We start from the raw sequence: 22,479 nt of genomic DNA, 5'->3' as shown, positions 1-22,479 counted from the left end.
ACTTTTAGTTTCGAAAAAAGCGACTTCGGCTGATCTTATCAAACCTTTCCTGCATCCCTAAAGTGTCCCCAACAGACCCATTTGCAAGATCCACCCCATTCAAGGAGACATTCATGGCCAAGATGAGAGCCGTCGACGCTGCTGTGCTCGTGCTCGAGAAAGAAGGCATCCAGACCGCGTTCGGCGTGCCGGGCGCAGCGATCAACCCGTTCTACTCGGCCATGCGCAAGTCGGGTGGCATCAGCCACGTACTGGCACGCCACGTCGAAGGCGCGTCGCACATGGCCGAAGGCTTCACGCGCGCGGCCCCGGGCAACATCGGCGTGTGCATCGGCACGTCGGGCCCCGCCGGCACCGACATGATCACCGGTCTTTATTCCGCTTCCGCCGACTCGATTCCGATCCTCGCGATCACCGGCCAGGCACCGCGTGCCCGCCTGTACAAGGAAGACTTCCAGGCCGTCGACATCGAGTCGATCGCGAAGCCCGTCACGAAGTGGGCCGTCACCGTGCGCGAGCCGGCGCTCGTGCCGCGCGTGTTCCAGCAGGCATTCCACCTGATGCGCTCGGGCCGTCCGGGCCCGGTGCTGGTCGACCTGCCGATCGACGTGCAGCTCGCCGAAATCGAATTCGACATCGACACGTACGAACCGCTGCCGGTCTACAAGCCCGCGGCCACCCGCGCGCAGATCGAGAAGGCGCTCGCGATGCTCAACGACGCGGACAAGCCGCTGATCGTGTCGGGCGGCGGCGTGCTCAATGCAGCGGCGGAAGACCTGCTCGTCCAGTTCGCCGAAACGATCGGCGTGCCGGTGATCCCGACGCTGATGTCGTGGGGCGCGATTCCGGACGACCACCCGCTGATGGCCGGCATGGTCGGCCTGCAGACGTCGCACCGCTACGGCAACGCCACGATGCTCGCGTCCGACTTCGTGCTCGGTATCGGCAACCGCTGGGCGAACCGCCACACGGGCAGCGTCGAGGTCTATACGAAGGGCCGCAAGTTCGTGCACGTCGACATCGAGCCGACGCAGATCGGCCGCGTGTTCGGCCCGGATCTCGGCATCGTGTCGGACGCGAAGGCCGCGCTGGAACTGTTCGTCGCCGTCGCACGGGAATGGAAGGCCGCCGGCAAGCTGAAGGACCGCAGCGCATGGGTGGCGGAATGCCAGGAACGCAAGCGCACGCTGCAGCGCAAGACGCACTTCGACAACGTGCCGGTCAAGCCGCAGCGCGTGTACGAAGAAATGAACAAGGTGTTCGGCCGCGATACGTGCTACGTCAGCACGATCGGCCTGTCGCAGATCGCCGCCGCGCAGTTCCTGCACGTGTTCAAGGCGCGCAACTGGATCAACTGCGGCCAGGCCGGCCCGCTCGGCTGGACGATCCCCGCCGCGCTCGGCGTGCGTGCAGCGGACCCGAGCCGCCCGATCGTCGCGCTGTCCGGCGACTACGACTTCCAGTTCATGATCGAGGAACTGGCGGCCGGCGCGCAATTCAAGCTGCCGTACGTGCACGTCGTCGTGAACAACTCGTACCTCGGGCTGATCCGCCAGGCGCAGCGTGCATTCGACATGGACTACTGCGTGCAGCTCGCGTTCGACAACGTGAACGCGCCGGAGCTGAACGGCTATGGCGTCGACCACGTGGCCGTCGCGGAAGGCCTCGGCTGCAAGGCGCTGCGCGTGTTCAAGCCGGAAGAGATCGAGCCGGCGCTGCGCCAGGCGCAAACGCTCGCGGAAGAGTTCAGCGTGCCGGTGGTCGTGGAAGTGATCCTCGAGCGCGTGACGAACATCTCGATGGGCACCGAAATCGACGCGATCAACGAATTCGAGGATCTCGCCGAAAAGGCCGAGCACGCACCGACCGCGATCTCGATGCTCGACTGAACCGCACGACATTTTTTGACTGACCGACCGAAGAGGCTTAGCTCATGCCGAAGTTTGCTGCAAACCTGACCATGCTGTTCAACGAAGTGCCGTTCCTCGACCGCTTCAAGGCGGCCGCCGACGCGGGCTTCGACGCCGTCGAGTTCCTGTTCCCGTATCCGTACGCGAAAGAGGAACTCGCCGAGCGCCTCGAGACGCATCGCCTGCGCCTCGTGCTGCACAACCTGCCCGCCGGCAACTGGGACCAGGGCGAGCGCGGCATCGCGTGCCTGCCCGATCGCGTCGGCGAGTTCCAGGAAGGGGTCGGCCGTGCGATCGAGTACGCAAAGGCGCTGAAGGTGCCGCAGCTGAACTGCCTCGTCGGCATCCCGTCGGCCAGCACGGCGCGCGACAAGACGTTCGTCACGATCGTCGACAACCTGCGCTTTGCCGCCGATGCGTTGAAGCGCGAAGGCATCCGCCTGCTCGTCGAGCCGTGCAACAGCTTCGACATCCCGGGCTTCGCGCTGAACCGCTCGTCGGAAGGGCTCGACGTGATCCGCGCGGTCGGCTCGGACAACCTGTTCCTGCAGTACGACATCTATCACATGCAGCGCATGGAAGGCGAACTGGCCGCGACGATCGAACGCAACCTCGCATCGATCGGCCACGTCCAGCTCGCGGACAACCCGGGCCGCAACGAGCCGGGCACGGGCGAGATCAACTACGCGTTCCTGTTCGCGCTGCTCGACCGGCTCGGCTATGCCGGCTACGTCGGCTGCGAGTACAAGCCCCGCACCACCACGACGGAAGGCCTCGGCTGGCTGCACAGCGTCGCCGGCTGCGCACCGGGCTCGGCGCGTCGCGCCGCCTGAGATCCGCCCTTTCCGTTTTCAGCCCCATAGGAGACTTTCACATGGCAACCATCGGTTTCATCGGCCTCGGCATCATGGGCGCGCACATGGCGCGCAACCTGCTCAAGGGCGACCATCAGCTCGTCGTGAACGGCGCGTTCCCGATCCCGGACGACCTGCGCACGAGCGCGAAGGTCGTCGCGAACTCGACCGAAGTCGCACGGAACGCGGACATCATCATCTCGATGGTGCCGGACACGCCGGACGTGCGTAACGTGCTGTTCGCCGACGACGGCGTCGCGAAGGGCCTGACGGCCGGCAAGCTCGTGATCGACATGAGCTCGATCTCGCCGCTCGACACGCAGGAATTCGCGAAGCAGATCAATGCACTCGGCTGCGACTACCTCGACGCGCCGGTGTCCGGCGGCGAAGTCGGCGCACGCGAAGCGACGCTGACGATCATGGTCGGCGGCCCGGAGACGGCATTCGAGCGCGCCAGGCCGCTGTTCGAGAAGATGGGCAAGAACATCACGCTCGTCGGCGACAACGGCGCGGGCCAGACCTGCAAGGTCGCGAACCAGATCATCGTCGCGCTGAACATCGAGGCGGTCGGCGAAGCACTGCTGTTCGCCGCACGTTCGGGTGCCGATCCGGAGCGTGTACGCCAGGCGCTGATGGGCGGCTTCGCTGCGTCGCGCATCCTCGAAGTGCACGGCGCGCGGATGACGAAGCGCACGTTCGATCCGGGCTTCCGCATCGAGCTGCACCAGAAGGACCTGAACCTCGCGCTCGACGGCGCACGCAAGCTCGGCCTCGCGCTGCCGCATACGGCCAGCGCGCAGCAGCTGTTCAGCGTGTGCGCATCGCACGGCGGCAAGGCATGGGATCACTCGGCACTCGTGCGTGCGCTCGAGATCATGTCGAACTTCGAGATCGGCCAGACGCCGGCCGCGTAACACGGCTGCAACGATGCGCGTTTTTGCTGCGATGGCGGACGCGCGCGACAGACACACGTGACCGGCACGGCCGGTCGCATCGATGCGCGACACGCTCGCGCATCACGGTGGGGCGCCCCGCCCTGCACTGCCGATGGCATGCGGGACGGGGCGAAAAACGCCGCTCTGGGCTGAGAGCGGCGTGGTGGGGTCCGCAGCGGCACCCGGCGACGCCGGGGAAGCCTTGGTCGGTCAGACGTCGTCGTCGGGTGTCCGCCTGTCGGATTTCGCGTATTACATTTCTTTACGTTCAAGCGTGCGATTTTTCATGCAATCGTCGTCATGAACGCCTACACTTTCGCCACGCCTTTCGAGAAAACCGCCGCGCTAGCGTTCACTTCCGGTGACCGCGCCCAGCGCGGTGTTTTTTTCGCCACTTCACGGCGCGTTTTCTTTTCAACCACCTAAGGAGTGCAACGATGGGTCTTCTTTCGTTTATCAAAGAGGCGGGCGAAAAACTGCTGGGTCATGCCGATGCGCAAGCCGCGGAAGATCCGAATGCCGCAAACCAGACCGCGGCCGATGCCATCAAGAACTACATCAACACGCAAGGTCTCGACACGTCGAACCTGACCGTGGCGTTCGACGGCGCATCGCGCACCGTGACGCTGTCGGGCAGCGTCGCCGACCTCGACACGAAGGCCAAGGTCAAGGTCGCGGCCGGCAACGTGCAAGGCGTCGCGGGCGTCAACGACGACGATTTGCAGCCGGACGATCCGGAAGTGCAGTACCACGACGTGAAGCCGGGCGACACGCTGTCGGCGATCGCCAAGGAAGTCTACGGCGACGCGAACAAGTACCCGGTGATCTTCGAGGCGAACAAGCCGATGCTGTCGAGCCCGGACCGGATCTACCCGGGCCAGAAGCTCGTGATTCCGCCGCAGTCCTGAGCATTGTTGCCGGACTGACGGACAAAAAAAGCAGGCCGATGGCCTGCTTTTTTCATGGTGACGCGCGCGGCCCGCGCCGCGCGTATCGATCAGTCGGTCACAGCGTATCGAACGCGCGTTGCAGCGCGTCGCGGCCGTGAATGCCGTTCGCGAGCGCGAGCATCAGCAGCACCCGCGCCTTGAACGGGTTCAGCGACCCTGCGCTCACGAAGCCGAGCGCATCGTCGCTCGCGGCGCCGTTGCGCATCACGTGCCCCGACCCGACGCGCGACGCGCGAACCACCGCGACGCCTGCCTTCACCGCATCGGCCAGCGCCGCCTGCAGCGTCGCATGGATCGAGCCGTTGCCCGTGCCCGCGACGACGAGACCGCGCACGCCGGCCGCGACGAGCGCATCGACGGCCGTGCGCGTCACGCCCGCGTAGCTCGCGACGACTTCGACGGGCGGCCACGCGGCGGCGATCGCCAGTTGCGTGTCGCGCGAACGCGTGACGCGGCGGGCGAATTCGACCCGGCCGTCCTGCACCCAGCCGAGCGCGCCGAGCTCTGGCGACTGGAACGCATCGACCGCATAGGTGCTCGTCTTCACGACGTCGCGCGCGCCGTGGATTCGGTTGTTGAATGCGACCAGCACGCCCTGCCCGCGCGCGGACGGATGCGCGGCCACCGTCACCGCATTCAGCAGGTTCAGCGGGCCGTCGGACGACAGCGCGGTCGCCGGCCGCATCGCGGCCGTCAGCACGACCGGCTTGTCGCCGTTGACGACCAGGTGCAGCGCATACGCGGTTTCCTCGAGCGTGTCGGTGCCGTGGGTGATCACGATGCCGTCGACCGCCGGGTCGGCCATCAGCGCGTCGATCCGCGCGGCGAGCGTATTCCACAGCGGCAACGCGAGATCCTTGCTGTCGATGCTGGCGATCTGCTCGGCGTCGACGCGCGCGACGGACGCAAGCGCCGGCACCGCGTCGACCAGGAAAGTGACGCCGAGCGCGCCGGCCTGGTAGCCGGCCGTGCTGGCTGCGTCGGGCGCGGCGCCGGCGATCGTGCCGCCGGTGGCGAGCACGGCGATGCGCGGCAGGGCCGACGCGGACGAAGGGGATGCGGAATTCGAAGTGTTCATGGCCGCGATTGTAAAGGCTTGCGGCCAGGTTCCGGCGCGGCGACCGAGGCCGGCCGCCGCGCATCATGGTTTGTCCCGATCGTCCGGCAACACGTGCCGTCAACGGCCGTGGCATCCGCAACGTTATAGAAAGTGCCGTTTTGGTGTTTTCACATTGATTTGCCATAATCGGAGCGCGCTGTGCGATGCGACCCTATCGCCATTGCACGGTGCTTCGTGACGGCGTCGATCACACGCAATTCACCCCATGGGAGTGTCGAAATGAAAATCCAATCGCTCGTAGCCGCAGTGCTTCTCGGCGGCATGCTGGCTTCCCCCGCGTTCGCGGCGACCAGCCAGCAGGACAAGATGAAGGCCTGTAACACCCAGGCAGCCGGCAAGACGGGCGACGAACGCAAGGCGTTCATGAAGGACTGCCTGTCGGCGAAGCCCGCGAAGGCCATGTCGCAGCAGGAAAAGATGAAGGCGTGCAACACGCAGGCCACCGGCAAGAAGGGCGACGACCGCAAGGCGTTCATGAAGAGCTGCCTGAGCAGCCAGCCGGCCGCCTGAGTTCCGGCGCTCCCGTATCGAATGCCGCGCACCGCTTCGGCGGGCGCGGCATTTTCGTTTTCGTTGCACGCGCATCGACGCGCCCCGCCCGGCCCCGCCGCCGCGCTGTTGCAACAGCCTCCCGCCCCGCTTTTCCAGCCTGCCGCACCGGCGCCGCCACATGGTGCGGCAATTCGCCGCGTTTTCTTCTATGATGGCTGCAACGCGGCCCATCCAAGTACAAGAAGCGCCATCGGGCCGCCCTCGAGACAGACGCGCACACGCGTCAAACGGAGGCATGGATGGCATGGAGACAACACCGCTGGTTCCGCCGCTGGCTGATCGTGATCGTGTTCTGGGCCGTGCCCGTCGCGATCGTCGCCGTGCGCGAGATCCGCGAGGAAATGGCGTACAACAAGGCGGACCTGCAACTCGCGCTGACCACCTGGCAGCTCAGCGACGCGCAGCAGGCCGCCGGCGCCGCCGCGAAGTGCCACGGGGATCCTGACGAGGCGCGCGCGGCCGGCTGCCCGGCCGACGTGCTCGCCGGCAATGCACCGCGCCAGCAGGCAGCCCGCGACGAATACGTGGTGCGCCGCAATACGCTCGCAGGCTACCTGTGGCATGCGTTCGTCGGCTACTGGGTCGTGCCGGCCGCGTTCCTGTTCGCCTGCGGGGTCGTGATCGCGCTGATCCGCCGCGCGCTGCGCCGTCCCCCGATCAAGCCGCCTGTTCCACCCGTCACGCACTGATGCGCGCGGCAGCAGCCGCCGTCCGATCAAACGCCGTGTTTCCCGCATGCCGATGCGATGTCGGCGCGCGATTGCTGGTTCGTCCGTTGGCGCGCCGCGACATCCCCGAGCGATTTGACGCTTTTTCACGCTGCAACGAAAAGAGGCTGTAATCCGCTGTGATATAACTGCCGACGTGATCCGCTCCCTGAGCGAGACTCACTCCGAACATCATCCGATGGAGAAGAACGATGCAAAAACGGAATCTTGTGCTGAAAGCCGCCGCTGCGCTCATCGTCGGTAGCCTCGCGCTCACCGGTTGCACCACCACCCCGGACAAGCCGGACAACGCCGCAACGAACGCGTCGAAGCGCCAGGCAATCGACTCGAGCGTCGACGCCACGCTGTCGCGCATGTACTCCACGGTCAAGGGTTCACGCGAACTCGTCGCGAAGTCGCGCGGCGTGCTCGTCTTCCCGGACGTCATCCAGGCCGGCTTCATCGTCGGCGGCCAGTCCGGCAACGGCGCACTGCGCGTCGGCGGCAGCACGGTCGGCTACTACAACACGTCGTCGCTGTCGGTCGGCCTGCAGGCCGGTGCGCAGTCGAAGGCGATCGTGTTCCTGTTCATGACGCAGGAAGCGCTCGACGAATTCCGCGGCTCGGACGGCTGGGCAGCCGGCGCAGGCGCGTCGGTCGCGCTCGTGAAGATGGGCGCGAACGGCGCGGTCGACTCCAACACGGCCACCGCGCCGGTCCAGGTCGTCGTGCTGACGAACGCGGGCCTGATGGGCGACGTGTCGATCAACGGCACGAAGGTCACGAAGCTGAAGATCTGACGCTCGGCACCGCCCGTGCGCACCGCGCGCGGGCCATACACAAGCACAAACGGCGATGTCCTTGCGGGCATCGCCGTTTTTTCATCCGCGCGCGTCAGGTCGTCGAGTCGATCACCTTGAAGCGCGAGCGCTTCTGCGCGCGGATCACCGACTGGTAGACGTCGACATACTGCTGCGCCATGCGGCGCGACGTGAAGCGTTCCTCGAAGCGCTGCCGCACGCGCGCTCGCGGCAGCAGGTGCAGGCGGTTCACGGCGGCCACCGCGCTGATTTCGTCCTCGACGATGAAACCCGACACGCCCTCGTCCACCACTTCGGGCACCGCGCCGCGATTGAACGCGATCACCGGCGTGCCGCACGACATCGCCTCGATCATCACCAGGCCGAACGGCTCCGGCCAGTCGATCGGGAACAGCAGCGCATGCGCGCCCGACAGGAATTCGGCCTTCTGGTGATCGGCGATCTCGCCGATGAATTCGACGTGCGGCAACGCGAAGAGCGGCTTGATCTCGCGCTCGAAGTATTCCTGGTCGGCCGCGTCGATCTTTGCGGCGATCTTGATCGGCAGCCCGCACTGGCGGGCGATGCGGATCGCCGTGTCGACGCGCTTCTCCGGCGAGATGCGGCCGAGGAACGCGAGATAGCGCGGCTCGACCGGCTGCGGCATGTACAGCGTATCGGGCAGCCCGTGGTAGACCGTCGTCAGCCATTTCGCCTGCGGCAGCGGCTGGCGTTGCGCGTTCGAGATCGAGATCACCGGCGCGGTGTTGAACGTGTCGAACACCGGCTGCTGCTCGGGAAGGTCGAGCCGGCCGTGCAGCGTCGTCACGTAGGGCGTTTCCTGCCGGTTGAAGACCGAGAACGAGTAGTAGTCCATGTGGAAATGGAGCACGTCGAAGTCCTTCGCGCGGCGCGCGACCGTCTCCATCAGCAGCATGTGCGGCGCGACCCGGTCGCGGATCGACGAATCGAGCCGCAGCGCGCGCAGCCAGACCGGCTCGAGCTTCGCCCGCGTCGTCGAATCGCCGCTCGCGAACAGCGTCACATCATGGCCGAGCTCGACGAGCGCCTCGGTGATGTAGGACACGACGCGCTCCGTGCCGCCGTACAGCTTCGGCGGCACCGATTCGGTCAGCGGCGCGATCTGGGCAATTCTCATGGTCCACGTCTCCTGTGTCCTGTCCGTTGCGTCACGGCCGGCGGGCCTTCGGGCTTTCACGCCCCGGCCCCCATGCAGCGCCAGCCGGATATCCCTTCATTATTGGCGATCCCGCTGCGCGGAACCGCCCGTCTTTCATTTTATGGGTGTTGTTACAGGCAGGATACATTCCGCCCGTCGGGCCGATCCGGCCCCCGATGCGAAGATCGCGCCCGAACGCATGCCGCCGCCCTGGCCGTCAGCGTGACGGCCACTTCCACGGCGGCAGGTCGCGCGTATCGGCATCGACGAGCCCGGTCGCGCCGAGCTGCTTGTCGAGCACCAGCGATTCGCAGTCGGCCTCGCGCTCGAGCGTCGCGATGAGCCGCGCCGCGTGCGACACGACGAGCACCTGCGAACGCTGCGCCGCCTGCGCGATCAGGCGGCCGAGCGCCGGCAGCAGATCCGGGTGCAGGCTCGTCTCCGGTTCGTTCAGCACCATCAGCGCCGGCGGCCGCGGGGTCAGCAGCGCGGCCGCGAGCAGCAGGTAGCGCAGCGTGCCGTCCGACAGCTCGGCCGCCGCGAGCGGTCGCAGCAGCCCGGGCTGGCGCATCAGCACGTCGAAGCGGCCACGGCCGCCCGGATTGTCGATCTCGACCGACGCACCGGGAAACGCGTCGTCGAGCGCCGCATCGAGCGCCGCGCCGTCGCCGATCTCGCGAATCGTCTGCAACGCGGCGGCGAGGTCGGCGCCGTCGTCCGCGAGCACCGGCGTATGGGTGCCGATGTGCGACTGTCGCGCCGGCGCCTGCGCGTCGGTCCGGAAATGGTCGTAGAAGCGCCACGAGCGGATCCGTTCGCGCACCGCGATCATCTCGGGCGCGCCGGTCGGATCGGCGAACTCGGTCATCATGCTGTCGAAGCTGGCCACCGGCTGCGGAATCGTCTGCCAGTCGCCCGACGCGGTGCGCGCGCGGATCTGCGCGCCCTGCCGGTCGACCAGCAGCGTCGACGGGCGCAACATCGCGCCGCCCCAGATGCACTCGCGCTTCACCACCGGATCGAGCGAGAACTGCGAGCTGCTCGGGATCGGCATGCCGAGATCGATCGCATAGCCGAAATCGTCGCAGGCGAAGCCGAGCTTCAGGCTCACGGGCCCCTTGCGCACCGTGCCGGTGACCGGTGCATCGCCGTCCAGCATCGCCCTCGAAAAGCGCTCGGGGCCGGCCCACAGCGTCGACGGCAACCCGCCTTCGCGGGCAAGCGACGGGATCACGCGCCCCTGCGCGGTATCGGCGAGCAGCCGCAGTGCGCGGTACACGCTCGACTTGCCGCTGCCGTTCGGCCCCGTGACGACGTTGAGCGCCGCGAGCGGCACGATCAGCTCGCGCAGCGAGCGGTAATTGGCGATGGCGAGCGTGTTCAGCGCGGTCATGACGATGGAAGGTGAGCGTGCGGGCCGCTGTCAGCGGCCTTCGGCGGTCTGCGGGTCGGCCGCGGTATTGGCCGCCGTACTGGCGGCAGGCGACCGCGCGTGCGGCCGTTCGGGATTCGGCGCGTCCGGCGCGGCATCGTGCGGATACAGTTCCATCCGGCTGCGCGGTAGGCATTGCGGATAGCGGTCCTGCAGGTAGGCGATCAACCCTTCGCGCACGCGGCAGCGCAGGTCCCAGCACGATGACGAGTCGGCCGCGCTGACGAGCGCGCGCAACTGCATCGTGCGCTCCGTCGCGTCGGTCACCTGCAGCACCTGCACGCGGCCGTCCCACTCCGGCGCCGCGTGGACGAGCCGCGCGAGTTCCTCGCGCAGCGGCGCGAGCGGCGTGCGGTAATCGACCGACAGATAGACCGTGCCGATGATTTCCGAGCTGCTGCGCGTCCAGTTCGTGAACGGGTTCTCGATGATCCATTGCAGCGGCACGACGAGGCGCCGCTGGTCCCACAGCCGCACCGACACGAACGACCCGGTGATTTCCTCGATACGCCCCCACTCGCCCTGGATCACGACCACGTCGTCGAGCCGGATCGGCTGCGTGAGCGCGATCTGCAGCCCGGCGATCAGGTTGCCGAGCACCGGCCGTGCGGCAATACCGGCGACCAGGCCCGCGACGCCGGCGGACGCCAGCAGGCTCGCGCCGACCTGGCGCACGTTCGGGAACGTCATCAGCGCGGCGCCGGTGCCGATGATCACGATCAGCACCATCACGGTCCGCACGAGTACCTTGGCCTGCGTATGGATGCGCCGGGCTTGAAGGTTGTCGGCCGTATCGATCGGATGCGCCTGGATGATGGCATCGCCGACGCCGGCCGCCAGCCGCACCAGCAGCCACGTGAGCGAAACGATGGAGCCGACCGCCGCCGCCGTGCGCATGCCGCGCACGAACGACATGCCGTCGTCGGCCTGGACCCACAGGAATTCGAGCGCCAGCAGCGCGAGCACGACGAGCGACGGCCGGTCGATGTAGCGCAAGATCGCGCTCATCAACGGATACGGCTGCGCGATGCGCTTGACGATGCGTGCGCCGAGACGGTGCACGACCGTGACGACCAGCAAGACGATGACGGACACGGCCAGCGTGCCGAGCCATGAATGCAACGGCGCATCGGTGATGCGCTGCAGTTCCTCGATTGAAATCATCGGCGCCCGTGGGTTGTGAGGCGCGCACGCCTCGTCCTGGATGCGTCGGCGACGCCCGGGCCGCGCGCGGGCCCGGACACGGCGTCAGGTCAGTTGCCGCTCCTGCAGGGAAACGCCTTGCCGAGACCGAGCGACACCGCGGTGCTCGCGTTGTAGTCGGCCAGCTTCGGATTTTCCGCGATGTACTTGCGCACCGCGTCGGTCATCTGCTGCGCCCGGATGTCGGGCGGCAGGCAGAAATACTGGCCGACCCGCGGCCCCGTCGTGCCGCCGATCGCATCGATGGTGTTGTAGACGCCGTCGGCGGCTCCTTCGATGTAGGCCGCGCACGACGCCCGCGATTTGACGTCCGTCTTCGCGCACAGCCGGTCGAGATCAGCGCCCGTGAAAGCCGCCGCCGACAACGGCACGGCAAACGCCGCGGCACAAAACATTGCGCGCAACATGGTGTTCCTTATGTCAATGCGGCCCGAGGCCGCCTGCTGCCTTGGCCGGCGCGGCGCCGGGACGCCCTGCTCCGGCCGGAATCCGGCCGGGCGGGCACCGTCTGCCGCACCGAAAACCGTCATTTTGCACTCTTTTGCGCCTCTGCCGGCGTCGATGCCCCGATGCGGGTCGTCCGCTTGCTCAGGATCTCGATCGCGTCCGGCGCGTTGTAGTGCTTCGCGAATTCGAGCGCGGTGATGCCGAGCTGGTTCTTCACCTGCGGATCGGCGCCCTGGTCGAGCAGCAGCGTGACCGTCGACGGATGGTTGCCGCGTGCGGCCATCATCAGCGGCGTCGTGCCGTTCGGCGAGGCGGTATCGATGTACGCGTCGTGGTCGAGCAGCAGCTTCACGACTGCGTCCTGGCCATTGGTGGCCGCGTAGTGCAGCGGCGCCCAGCCCTTCTTGCTGACTTCCGCGCCCTTGTCGATCAGCAGCTTCGCGAGGCCGACGTCGCCGTTCAGCGACGCGAGCATCAGCGCGGTTTCGCCGGCCTTGTCTTCCTTCTCGAGGTCGACGTTCGGCGTCGTGGCGAGCGCCGCCGCGACCTTGTCGGACTTCTCGCGCGCGGCGATCACGATCAGCGGGTCGCCGTTCGGCGCGATCGTGTTCGGGTCGAGCTTGCCGCTCTTGAGCTGCTTGCCGATGTCGGCGATGTCGTCGAACTTGACGGCCTTGACGATCGCATCGAGCGATTCAGCATGCGCGCCGGCTGCCGCGAACAGGCCGCTCGCGACGAGCGCGGCGGCAACGAGTGCGCGTTTCGGCAGATGGTTGGTCGGCTTCGTCATTGTTGTGGGCTCCTTCCCTGGGTTGTCGGCTGCGCGCCCGTCGTTAGCGGGCGATCTTGAACAGCCGGAAAAAGTTCTGCGTCGTCGCATCGGCGAGCGCCTCGACGGCGATCCCGCGCTCGGATGCGATAAAGCGTCCGACATGGCTGACGTACGCAGGTTCATTCGGCTTGCCGCGATACGGCACCGGCGCGAGGTACGGCGAGTCGGTCTCGATCAGCAGCCGGTCGAGCGGCACGCGCCGCGCGACGTCCTGCACGTCGGTCGCATTCTTGAACGTGACGATGCCCGACAGCGAGATATGGAAGTTCTGCGCGAGCGCCTGCTCGGCCACCGGCCACGGCTCGGTGAAGCAGTGCATCACGCCGCCCGGCACGTCCGCGCGCTCCTCGGCCATGATCCGCAGCGTGTCTTCCGACGACGAGCGCGTGTGGATGATCAGCGGCTTCATCGTCGCGGTCGCCGCGCGGATATGCGTGCGAAAGCGTTCGCGCTGCCATTCCATGTCGGCGATCGAGCGGCCTTCGAGACGGTAGTAGTCGAGGCCCGTTTCGCCGATCGCGACGACCTTCGGGTGCGCGGCCAGCTCGACGAGCTCCGCGAGCGTCGGCTCGTGCATGTCCTCGTGATCGGGATGCACGCCGACCGACGCATAAACGTTGTCGTGCGCGTCCGCGATCGCCAGGACCTCCGGCAGCGTCTCGAAATCGACGGATACGCACAGCGCGTGCGTGACGTCGTGCTCGCGCATGTTCTCGAGAACGGCCGGCAGGCGGTCGGCCAGGCCCTTGAAATTGATATGGCAGTGAGAGTCGACGAACATCGTGTTTCCTAATACGTAAGGCGGGCGCTCATGCGCGCGCCGGCATGCGGCAACGGGCGGCGTTCGCGGGCCGGCCGGCCACGGTCGCGTCGCGGTACGGGCCGGTCATCGTTTAGCAACCCACGAGAAACAATGCCGGGTCACGCGAACATTTCCCGGTATCCGAGAAACAATTCCTCGAATACGAGCCGAGCGTTGAGCGGATGGTTCTCGACCGTCCGCTGCCGCGTCACGGCCTTCATGAAACGGGCGAACGCGTTCGCATCGACCGCTTCCGCGCAGCGCGCGAGCGCCGCCGCGTGCATCGGGAAGTAGCGCGGCGCGCCCGCCATCCGCTGCGCGAGCAGATCGTACAGCCAGCGCTGCAGCCAGCCGAGCACCAGCGGCACCGGCAGTTTCTGCAGCGTCTCGCCGCACGCGAACGGGTCGCAGGCCGCCCCGGCCGCGAGCTGCCCGAGCGTGTAGTCGCGCAGGGGGCGGTTCTCGTCGCTCGCGAGCGCCAGCGCGGCGAGCGGCGCACCGCCGGCCTCGGCGAGCAGCGCCGGCGCGTGATCGACGCCCTGCGCGGCGAGCCAGGCCGCGGCCGCGTCGGGCGCCGGCACCGCCATCGGCCACTGCCGGCAGCGGCTGATGATGGTCGGCAGCAGGCGGTCGATGCGCGCCGACACGAGCAGGAACACGACGCCGGACGGCGGTTCCTCCAGCGTTTTCAGCAGCGCGTTCGACGCGGCGACGTTGAGCGCTTCGGCCGGATACAGCACGACGACGCGCGCGCCGCCGCGGTGCGAACCGACCCCGCAGAAGTCGAGCAGCGCACGCACCTGCTCGATCTTGATTTCCTTGCTCGGCGCCCGCGTCTTCTTGCCGCCTTCGTCCGCGTCGGCCGCCTTCGCGTCGTCCGCGGCGCCCGGCGCCTCGCCCGCCAGCGCCTCGGGCAGCACGATCCGGTAATCCGGATGGTTGCCCTGCGAGAACCAGGTGCAGGCCGCGCAGGTGCCGCACGGCTCGCCGTTCGGCTGCGGCGATTCGCACAGGAAGCCCTGCGCGAGATGCTGCGCGAACTGCAGCTTGCCGATCCCGGCCTGGCCATGCAGCAGCAGCGCGTGCGGCCATTGCGCACGCAGTTGCTGCAGGCGGTTCCAGTCGTCGGTTTGCCACGGATAGATCATGGGGTGCGTTCCTTGCGAATTACAGCGCGGCGAGCACGCGTTCGAGCTGCTGGCGGATCTCGGGAATCGTCTGCGTCGCGTCGACGATCGCGAAGCGGTGCGGCGCTTCTTCCGCGCGCCGCAGGTACTCGCTGCGCGTGCGCGAGAAGAACGCGTCGGATTCGCTCTCGAACTTGTCGGGCATGCGCGCGGCGCCGCGGCGCTCGCTCGCCACCTGCGGCGCGACGTCGAACAGCACCGTCAGGTCGGGCTGGAACCCGCCCTGCACCCAGCGCTCGAGCGTCTCGAGCTTGTCGCGCGGCAGCCCGCGGCCGCCGCCCTGGTACGCGAACGTCGCATCGGTGAAGCGATCGGATACGACCCAGTCGCCGCGCGCGAGCGCCGGCTCGATCACGAGCGCGAGATGCTCGCGGCGCGCGGCGAACATCAGCAGCGCTTCCGTCTCGAGATCCATCGGCTGGTTCAGCAGGATCTCGCGCAGTTTCTCGCCGAGCTGCGTGCCGCCCGGCTCGCGGGTGACGACGACTTGCCGGCCGGCCGCGGCCAGCTTGCCCTGGAGGCGTTCGCAGAACCATTGCAGGTGGGTGGTCTTCCCCGCCCCGTCGATGCCTTCGAACGTGATGAATTTACCGCTCGCCATTATTGACCTCGTATGTACTTGTCCACGGCCTTGTTGTGGTCGCCGAGCGTGTCCGAGAACACGCTCGTGCCATCGCCTTTCGCGACGAAATAGAGCGCGCTCGTCGGTGCCGGGTTGATCGCCGCCTGCAGCGCGGCCACGCCCGGCAACGCGATCGGCGTCGGCGGCAGCCCGCGTCGGGTGTAGGTATTGTAAGGAGTGTCGGCCTGCAGGTCGCGCTTGCGCAGGCGGCCGTCGTACGCATCGCCGAGCCCGTAGATCACCGACGGATCGGTCTGCAGCGGCATGCCGATGCGCAGCCGGTTCGCGAACACGGCCGCGACGAACGCGCGGTCGGCCGCATGGCCCGTTTCCTTTTCGACGATCGACGCGATCGTCAGCGCTTCGTAAGGCGTCTTGTACGGCAGGCCCGGCACGCGCGCGGCCCAGGCCTCGTCGAGACGCGTCTGCATCAGATGGTACGCGCGCCGGTAGATGTTCAGGTCGCTCGTGCCCTTGTCGAACAGATAGGTGTCGGGGAAGAACAGCCCCTCGCCGCTGCCGCGCTGCACCGCGCTGTCCGGCGCGCCGATCGCGCGCAGCAGCTCGGCGTCGCTCATGCTGGCCGTCGCGTGCGCAAGATCGGGGTTCGAGTCGAGTTCCGCGCGCATCCGCTTGAAGGTCCAGCCTTCGATGACCGTTGCGACGTACTCGTTCACGTCGCCGCGCGCGATCTTCTGCAGCACCTCGTAAGGCGTGATGCCGGTCTTGAATTCGTAGTTGCCGGACTTGAGCCGGCTCGACAGCCCGAGCACGCGCGTCATCGCGACGAAGCCGAGCGGCGCGACCGGCACGCCGCCACGCTTCAACTGCAGCGCGACGCTCTTCACGCTGCTGCGCGGCTTGATCGTGACGTCGAGCGATGCCGAACCCAGCAGCAGTGGCCGGGTTGCCCAGTAATACCCGCCGCCCGCGCCGGCAGCGGCCACGACGACGGCCAGCGCCACGATCGTCGCGGCGCATTTCTTCAGTAGGGACATGGAAACGTGACTCAGGTAAGACCCATATAATACTTGCTCGCCTCCGTCAAAGTCAGGGTTGACTGTTCCCTCATTCCATGAGCACACCGTTCGCTTCACCGGCAGTCCAGGCCGCACCCGCCTCGCTCCCCGTTTTCCCCCGTCCGTCCGCCGCCGATTTCGATGCGCCGGGCGCCTGCATGCCGTTGCCGCAGTTCGGCGTGATCGACGTGGCCGGCGATGATGCCGCGACGTTCCTGCATAGCCAGCTCACCAACGACATCGAACATCTCGACGCCGCGAGCGCGCGGCTGTCCGGCTATTGCTCGCCGAAGGGGCGCCTCCTCGGCTCGTTCCTCACGTGGCGCGCCGGCCACGGCGTGCGCCTGCTGGTGTCGAAGGACGTGCAGCCCGCCGTGCAGAAGCGGCTGTCGATGTTCGTGCTGCGTGCCAAAGCGAAGCTGACGGATGCGAGCGACGCGCTCGCGGTGGTCGGCTTCGCGGGCGACGTGCGCGACGCGCTGTCGGGCATCTTCGACGCGCTGCCGGACGGCGTGCACGTGAAGGTCGACGGCCCCGCCGGCACGCTGATCCGCGTACCCGATGCAGCCGGCCGCAAGCGCTATCTGTGGATCGGCCCGCGTGCCGAAGTCGACGCGCGCATCGCCGCGCTCGGCGGGTCGCTGCCGGTCGTGTCGCCGGCCGTCTGGGACTGGCTCGACATCCGCGCGGGCGAACCGCGCATCACGCAGCCGGCCGTCGAACAGTTCGTGCCGCAGATGGTCAACTTCGACGTGATCGGCGCCGTCAACTTTCGCAAAGGGTGCTACCCGGGCCAGGAAATCGTCGCGCGCAGCCAGTACCGCGGCACGATCAAGCGCCGCACGGCGCTCGCGCACGTCGCCGGCGAGACCGATACCGTGCATGCCGGCGTCGAGCTGTTCCACAGCGACGATCCCGGCCAGCCCTGCGGGATGATCGTCAACGCGGCGGCCGCGCCCGCGGGCGGTGTCGACGCGCTCGTCGAGATCAAGCTCGCCGCGCTCGACAGCGGCACGGTGCACCTCGGTGCGGCCGACGGCCCGGCGCTCGCGTTCGATACGCTGCCGTACGCGTGGCCGACGGAAGCGTGATGCACTGACAACCCGTTCGCGCGCCGGCTCGCGAGTCGCAGCCGGCGCCCGATTGTTTCCTCCGAGAGATTCGCCCGATGTGTCTGATTGCCTTCGACTGGCAGCCCGATGTCGCCGCCGGTCCCGTCTTTACCCTCACCGCCAATCGTGACGAGTTCTTTCGTCGGACCAGCGCGCCGCTCTCGTGGTGGGAAGATGTACCGGGCGTGCTGGCCGGCCGCGATCTCGAAGCGGGCGGCACGTGGCTCGGCGTATCGCGCGACGGCCGTTTCGCCGCGCTGACGAACTACCGCGCGCCGTTCGACATCCGCGCGGGCGCGCCGACCCGCGGCAAGCTCGTGTCCGACTTCCTCGGCGGCCCGTCCGTCGCGCCGCTCGACTACCTCGGGCGGCTCGCGGAGCATGCGGCCGTCTACAACGGCTTCAACCTGCTCGTCGGCGACTGGCGACGGCGTGAGCTCGCGTGGTTCTGCAATCGCGCGCCCGAAGGCGAAAGTGCTGTCTCCGCACCCGTCGCGGTCGCGCCCGGCGTGCATGCGTTGTCGAATGCGCGACTCGATACGCCCTGGCCGAAAGTGGTGCGCAAGCGCGCGGAGCTCGGCACGCTGCTCACCGACAATCCGACCCCGTCGCTCGACGAACTGATCGCGCTGATGCGCGACCCGCATGTCGCGGACGACGACGCACTGCCGCACACCGGCATTCCGATCGAGCGCGAGCGTGCGCTGTCGGCTGCGTTCATCGAGACGCCTGAATACGGTACGCGCGGCACGACCGCGCTGCGCGTCACGATGAAGGAAGGCGTGCGGCTGACGGTCGAGATCAAGGAGCGCTGCGACGACGACGGCTCGCACCGCACCGTTCGCCCGGGCACGTTCGAGCGCGCGTTCACGTTCGACCTCGACGCGACGCCGCCGCGCTGAGCACGCGAACAGGCGCCGCGCTACGGCGCGCGCGCCATCTCGACGTGCGGCACACCGGCTTCGACGAACGGTTCACCGACCGCCGCGAAGCCGTGCCGCAGGTAAAACGACACGGCCGAATCCTGCGCGTAGAGCCGCACGACGATTTCGCCGCGACGCCGCGCCGCCTCCAGCAGCGCGTTCAGCACCGCTGATCCGACGCCCTGCCCGCGCGCATCGGCCAGCACCGCGACGCGGCCGATCGTGCCGGACGGCAGCAGCCGCCCCGTCGCGACCGCGCGGCGCGCGCCGGTCGCCGCATCGACGCGGTACGCCACCGCATGAAGCGACAGCGGATCGTCGTCGTCGAGTTCCCATTCCGGCGGTATCTGCTGCTCGCGCACGAATACCGCGTCGCGGATCCGCGCGGCGTCGCCGCCCAGGACCGTCCAGTCGCCCGTTTCCACCTCGCCGTTCGTCATCGCAGCCCCCATGCGGCGCATACGCCGCTCAACCACCGCCGTCAAACGTTGTCAAACGTCGTCGAATGCGGCCTTCAACGCCGCGACCGCGTCGGCATGCGCGGCCCGCACCTCGGGCACGTAGCCGCCCATCTTGAAGAATTCGTGGATCATCCCCGGATAGCAGACCAGCGTGACCGCGTTTCCCGCCGCGCGCAACTTCTCCGCATACGCGGCGCCTTCGTCGCTCAACGGATCGTATTCGGCCGTCGCAATCCACGCCGGCGCAACGCCCGCGAACGACGGCGCATCGCGCGTGCCGTCGAGCGGTGCGAAACGCCAGTCGTCGCGGTCCGCCCGATCGCGCACGTATTGCGTGAAGAACCACTGGATCGTGTCCTGCGTCAGCAGGTAGCCGTTCGCGAGCCGTGCATGCGATTCGGTATCCTGGAAGCCCGTCACGCCCGGGTAGATCAGCATCTGCAGCGCAACGCGAATGCCTGCGTCGCGTGCGAGCACCGCGCAGACGGTCGCGAGTGTGCCGCCCGCGCTGTCGCCACCGACGGCCAATCGTTCGGCATCGATGCCGAACGTGGCCGCTTCGCGATGCAGCCATTGCAACGCGTCGTCGGCGTCGTTCACCGCGGTCGGAAACCTGTGTTCGGGCGCGAGCCGGTAGCCGACCGACAGCACCGCACATTGCGCATCGTGCGCGAACATCCGGCACAGCGCATCGTGCGTATCGACGCTGCCGACCGTGAAGCCACCGCCGTGGTAGTAGACGAGCGCGGGCAGCGGCTCCGCGAGGCTCGGCGCGACCGGCAGGTACAACCGCGCGCCGATCGTCCGGCCGTCGCGCGTCGGCACGACGCACGCCTCGACCGAATGCATCGGCGCCGGTGCGACGTCGAGGATCGGCGCGCTCTTCTCGTACGCGGCGCGCGCCTGCTGCGGCGTCTGGTGGTGATAGGACGGACGTTTCGCGCGCTCGATCATGTCGAGCACCTGGGCGATCTTCGGATTCAGCGGCATCGGTGAGGACGGCGCCTGCGGGGCACCGTGAACGGACGAGCGTGCATGATGCCATGCGCGCGCCAGGCGGGCGTGATGCGCCGTGTGTTGCGACATTCCGCGGTGGGCGATGCACGCCGCAAAACAAAACGGCCCTGCCTGTGAAAAGGCAGGGCCGCCGTGCGTCCGGGCGCTTACGCGTCGCTCGGGCCGGGCTGGGCGTCCGGCGCCGTGCGCGAACGTTGCCGCTTGATGTCGCGGCCCACCGCGAGCCGCCGCATGTACTTGAACGTGCCGAGCGCCTTCGCGACGAAATTGCCGTCGCTGTCGCGCACTTCGCCTTCGCAGTACGCCATCGTCGTCGAGCGATGCATCACGCGCCCGTAAGCGCGCAGCTCGCCGCGCCCCGGCTGCATGAAGTTCACCTTCATCTCGACCGTGACGACGCCGATACCGTCGTCGGTCAGGCTGCGTGCGGCCATCGCGAGCGCGATGTCCGCGAGCGTCATCGTCACGCCGCCGTGCGCGATGCTCCACGTGTTCATGTGCCGCTCCTCGAGCGGCAGCACAATCTCGCTTGCGCCGTCCTTCGCGGACACGAGCTGCACGCCGAGCATGTCGACGAACGGGCTTTCGATCGACGGGCCGTCCGTCGGGGTTGCCGCGTCGCTCATCGTGCGCTGTCGACGATGTAGTCGACACACTCGCGCGATTCGGCCACCGCGACGACGAATTTCTTCACTTCCTGGTGAACCGGATGCACCTGGTAGGCATCGAGTGCGGCCTTGTCCGCGAAATCGGATACCAGCACGATGTCGGCGGTCGCGTCGAGGCCGGGCGTCGCCACGCCGACGTCGATCTGCAGCGTGCCCGGCACGAGGTCGCGGCAGCCTTCGAGCTTTTCCTTCAGCTTCAGCGCGTTTTGTGCGCGCGTCGCGCCTTCGGCCGATTCTTTCAACTTCCACATGACGATATGACGGATCACTTCGGTTGCTCCTGTTCGTTCCGGTTCGGCGACTTGCCTGTCACCCTTGCCAATCGGGCATCTTACGCCCTTCGGCCGCTCGCTTGCGTTCGCCGGAAGTGGCATCCGGCCGAGCAAGATGCGGGTAATAAAGCGGGTATCGTTTCGCTCACCCGAAGGCGATACCCGCTTTATTACCGTGCCACTTGATGCCATCAAGTTCCGACCAGCGAAGGCAGACGACAAGCCTACCAAACTTGCCGACCTCGATGGGCTGGATCTGTCGGTGCATCCATCCGGCTCCAGGCTCTGGCGATACACGTACTGAATTGCCGGGACGGAGAATCTCCTTGCCATCGGCGAAGGCAAAGCAACTTTTCGAGCAGAGCGTCGCTCCCGTTCCGTGGCGAATTTGGTGAGCGATGCCCACCTACCCGGCACGACATCCATCAACGATCAGACCGTCACCTCGAGCAACCGAATCCGCACCCGAAACATCACCGTCATATAGAATGGTGCGCTTTGCCCGTACTCCTATGTGGTTCAAGAACCTTCAGCTTCATCGTCTTCCTGCACCTTGGGCCGTTACCCCCGATCAGATGGAAAAATGGCTGGCGCCCCACGCGTTCCAGCCGGGCACCAGCGTCGAAATGCAGAGCCATGGATGGGCGTCGCCGCGTGACGACGGCGCACTCGTGTATTCGATCAACCGGCAGATGTTGCTGACGTTTCGTGCCGAGAAGAAGCTGCTTCCGGCGTCGGTCGTCACTCAGGTGACCAAGGCCCGCGCGCTTGAAATCGAGGAGCAGCAGGGCTTCAAGGTCGGACGAAAGCAGATGCGCGAACTCAAGGAGCAGGTAACCGACGAACTGCTCCCGCGCGCGTTCACCATTCAGCGCGATACCCGCGTGTGGATCGATACGGTGAACGGCTGGCTCGTCATCGATGCGGCTTCACAGGCTGTTGCCGACGACGTTCGCGGCCTGCTCGTCAAATCGATCGATCAGTTGCCGCTCGCCGGTGTTCAGGTGGTGCGTTCGCCGGTCGCCGCGATGACGGATTGGCTGTTGTCCGGCGAGGCGCCGGGCGGATTCACCGTGGACCAGGACGCCGAATTGCGCTCGAGCGGCGAAGGCGGCGCCACGGTGCGATATGTCGGCCACGCGCTGGAAGCGAACGACATGCGCCGGCACATCGAGGCCGGCAAGCAATGCATGCGCCTGGCGATGACCTGGGACAACCGGATCTCCTTCGTGCTGACGCCGTCGCTGACGATCAAGCGCGTGACGCCGCTCGACGTGATCAAGGAAGCGGCGGATCCGACCGCGCAGAACGACGATGAACGCTTCGACTCGGATGTCACGCTGATGACCGGTGAATTGGCGCGGATGTTGGCCAGCCTCATCGATATCCTGGGTGGCGAGCAGCGCGACTCGGCGCATCAGGCGGCAGCGGCCTGAACGCTGTCGGCGGCCGAGAAACCTCACCCTCAACGACG

25 protein-coding genes are annotated in these 22,479 nt (G+C 67.4%); 11 read left to right on the top strand and 14 right to left on the bottom strand.

What is annotated here, in order from left to right:
- Positions 1 to 113: 113 nt before the first annotated feature.
- The 5 genes from gcl to lysM all read left to right on the top strand — a co-directional run bounded on the left by gcl (position 114) and on the right by lysM (position 4,607).
- A complete protein-coding gene (gcl, locus tag QZM35_RS10290; protein ID WP_089425596.1) occupies positions 114 to 1,889 on the top strand; it encodes a glyoxylate carboligase in 1,776 nt (591 codons plus the stop codon).
- 44 nt (positions 1,890 to 1,933) lie between these two features.
- Entirely contained in the window at positions 1,934 to 2,743 is an 810-nt protein-coding gene (gene hyi, locus QZM35_RS10285) for a hydroxypyruvate isomerase (RefSeq protein ID WP_021162122.1), read from the top strand.
- A gap of 41 nt (positions 2,744 to 2,784) precedes the next feature.
- The gene (locus QZM35_RS10280; protein ID WP_089425597.1) at positions 2,785 to 3,678 is read left to right on the top strand and encodes a 2-hydroxy-3-oxopropionate reductase; all 894 of its coding nucleotides are present in this window, start codon (positions 2,785 to 2,787) and stop codon (positions 3,676 to 3,678) included.
- 321 nt (positions 3,679 to 3,999) lie between these two features.
- Entirely contained in the window at positions 4,000 to 4,125 is a 126-nt protein-coding gene (locus tag QZM35_RS10275; protein ID WP_256093589.1) for a hypothetical protein, read from the top strand.
- A gap of 11 nt (positions 4,126 to 4,136) precedes the next feature.
- Entirely contained in the window at positions 4,137 to 4,607 is a 471-nt protein-coding gene (gene lysM / locus QZM35_RS10270; RefSeq protein WP_039367010.1) for a peptidoglycan-binding protein LysM, read from the top strand.
- A 97-nt stretch (positions 4,608 to 4,704) separates the two neighbouring features.
- On the opposite strand, the gene QZM35_RS10265 is transcribed toward lysM, so the two are convergent.
- Complete coding sequence (locus QZM35_RS10265; RefSeq protein ID WP_089425598.1) at positions 4,705 to 5,727, bottom strand: asparaginase; 1,023 nt, start codon at positions 5,725 to 5,727, stop codon at positions 4,705 to 4,707.
- Positions 5,728 to 5,988: 261 nt separating this feature from the next.
- Between QZM35_RS10265 and QZM35_RS10260 the strand changes: the two genes are divergently transcribed.
- The 3 genes from QZM35_RS10260 to QZM35_RS10250 all read left to right on the top strand — a co-directional run bounded on the left by QZM35_RS10260 (position 5,989) and on the right by QZM35_RS10250 (position 7,828).
- A complete protein-coding gene (locus tag QZM35_RS10260; protein WP_301775868.1) occupies positions 5,989 to 6,279 on the top strand; it encodes a PsiF family protein in 291 nt (96 codons plus the stop codon).
- A 281-nt stretch (positions 6,280 to 6,560) separates the two neighbouring features.
- Positions 6,561 to 7,010, top strand: a complete 450-nt coding sequence (locus tag QZM35_RS10255) for a hypothetical protein (protein ID WP_174972708.1) — start codon at positions 6,561 to 6,563, stop codon at positions 7,008 to 7,010.
- 230 nt (positions 7,011 to 7,240) lie between these two features.
- Positions 7,241 to 7,828, top strand: a complete 588-nt coding sequence (locus QZM35_RS10250) for a YSC84-related protein (protein WP_069248150.1) — start codon at positions 7,241 to 7,243, stop codon at positions 7,826 to 7,828.
- A 94-nt stretch (positions 7,829 to 7,922) separates the two neighbouring features.
- On the opposite strand, the gene QZM35_RS10245 is transcribed toward QZM35_RS10250, so the two are convergent.
- From QZM35_RS10245 to mltG, 9 genes are all read right to left on the bottom strand, one after another.
- On the bottom strand, positions 7,923 to 8,987 hold the full coding sequence (locus QZM35_RS10245) for a glycosyltransferase family 4 protein (RefSeq protein WP_301775867.1): 1,065 nt from the start codon (positions 8,985 to 8,987) through the stop codon (positions 7,923 to 7,925).
- A 238-nt stretch (positions 8,988 to 9,225) separates the two neighbouring features.
- Positions 9,226 to 10,401, bottom strand: coding sequence for an AAA family ATPase (locus QZM35_RS10240; RefSeq protein ID WP_301775866.1), 1,176 nt, complete (start codon positions 10,399 to 10,401; stop codon positions 9,226 to 9,228).
- A 30-nt stretch (positions 10,402 to 10,431) separates the two neighbouring features.
- Complete coding sequence (locus QZM35_RS10235; protein ID WP_089440275.1) at positions 10,432 to 11,604, bottom strand: mechanosensitive ion channel family protein; 1,173 nt, start codon at positions 11,602 to 11,604, stop codon at positions 10,432 to 10,434.
- 89 nt (positions 11,605 to 11,693) lie between these two features.
- A complete protein-coding gene (locus QZM35_RS10230) occupies positions 11,694 to 12,050 on the bottom strand; it encodes a Rap1a/Tai family immunity protein (protein ID WP_006485939.1) in 357 nt (118 codons plus the stop codon).
- 119 nt (positions 12,051 to 12,169) lie between these two features.
- Positions 12,170 to 12,880: an ankyrin repeat domain-containing protein gene (locus tag QZM35_RS10225; protein WP_089425602.1), complete on the bottom strand. Its 711-nt coding sequence runs from the start codon at positions 12,878 to 12,880 to the stop codon at positions 12,170 to 12,172.
- Between the two features lie 43 nt (positions 12,881 to 12,923).
- Entirely contained in the window at positions 12,924 to 13,703 is a 780-nt protein-coding gene (locus tag QZM35_RS10220) for a TatD family hydrolase (protein WP_175025973.1), read from the bottom strand.
- 140 nt (positions 13,704 to 13,843) lie between these two features.
- Positions 13,844 to 14,872, bottom strand: coding sequence for a DNA polymerase III subunit delta' (locus QZM35_RS10215; protein WP_069248155.1), 1,029 nt, complete (start codon positions 14,870 to 14,872; stop codon positions 13,844 to 13,846).
- A gap of 19 nt (positions 14,873 to 14,891) precedes the next feature.
- Entirely contained in the window at positions 14,892 to 15,512 is a 621-nt protein-coding gene (gene tmk / locus QZM35_RS10210) for a dTMP kinase (RefSeq protein ID WP_039367036.1), read from the bottom strand.
- The gene (mltG, locus tag QZM35_RS10205; protein ID WP_089431183.1) at positions 15,512 to 16,531 is read right to left on the bottom strand and encodes an endolytic transglycosylase MltG; all 1,020 of its coding nucleotides are present in this window, start codon (positions 16,529 to 16,531) and stop codon (positions 15,512 to 15,514) included. The genes tmk and mltG overlap by 1 nt, the downstream gene beginning before the upstream one ends.
- A 77-nt stretch (positions 16,532 to 16,608) precedes the next feature.
- Between mltG and QZM35_RS10200 the strand changes: the two genes are divergently transcribed.
- Positions 16,609 to 17,643, top strand: coding sequence for a folate-binding protein YgfZ (locus QZM35_RS10200; RefSeq protein ID WP_089425605.1), 1,035 nt, complete (start codon positions 16,609 to 16,611; stop codon positions 17,641 to 17,643).
- A gap of 77 nt (positions 17,644 to 17,720) precedes the next feature.
- Positions 17,721 to 18,566: an NRDE family protein gene (locus tag QZM35_RS10195; RefSeq protein ID WP_089425606.1), complete on the top strand. Its 846-nt coding sequence runs from the start codon at positions 17,721 to 17,723 to the stop codon at positions 18,564 to 18,566.
- A 20-nt stretch (positions 18,567 to 18,586) separates the two neighbouring features.
- Here the strand turns inward: QZM35_RS10195 and QZM35_RS10190 are convergent, their stop codons facing one another.
- From QZM35_RS10190 to QZM35_RS10175, 4 genes are all read right to left on the bottom strand, one after another.
- Positions 18,587 to 19,027: a GNAT family N-acetyltransferase gene (locus QZM35_RS10190; protein ID WP_089425937.1), complete on the bottom strand. Its 441-nt coding sequence runs from the start codon at positions 19,025 to 19,027 to the stop codon at positions 18,587 to 18,589.
- A gap of 51 nt (positions 19,028 to 19,078) precedes the next feature.
- Complete coding sequence (locus QZM35_RS10185; RefSeq protein ID WP_089425938.1) at positions 19,079 to 20,038, bottom strand: alpha/beta hydrolase; 960 nt, start codon at positions 20,036 to 20,038, stop codon at positions 19,079 to 19,081.
- Between the two features lie 173 nt (positions 20,039 to 20,211).
- On the bottom strand, positions 20,212 to 20,691 hold the full coding sequence (locus QZM35_RS10180; protein ID WP_046545900.1) for a PaaI family thioesterase: 480 nt from the start codon (positions 20,689 to 20,691) through the stop codon (positions 20,212 to 20,214).
- On the bottom strand, positions 20,688 to 21,002 hold the full coding sequence (locus tag QZM35_RS10175) for a Dabb family protein (protein WP_027787175.1): 315 nt from the start codon (positions 21,000 to 21,002) through the stop codon (positions 20,688 to 20,690). Before QZM35_RS10175 ends, QZM35_RS10180 begins: the two co-directional genes overlap by 4 nt.
- A 515-nt stretch (positions 21,003 to 21,517) precedes the next feature.
- On the opposite strand from QZM35_RS10175, the gene QZM35_RS10170 reads away from it, so the two are divergent.
- Complete coding sequence (locus QZM35_RS10170) at positions 21,518 to 22,441, top strand: recombination-associated protein RdgC (RefSeq protein ID WP_089456365.1); 924 nt, start codon at positions 21,518 to 21,520, stop codon at positions 22,439 to 22,441.
- Positions 22,442 to 22,479 lie beyond the last annotated feature (38 nt).

The organism is Burkholderia sp. AU45274, from assembly GCF_030482505.1.
In the GTDB taxonomy this organism is placed as follows: Bacteria; Pseudomonadota; Gammaproteobacteria; order Burkholderiales; family Burkholderiaceae; genus Burkholderia.
Note: the sequence above shows the minus strand (reverse complement) of the source record. Positions and strands in the feature narration are given on the sequence as shown.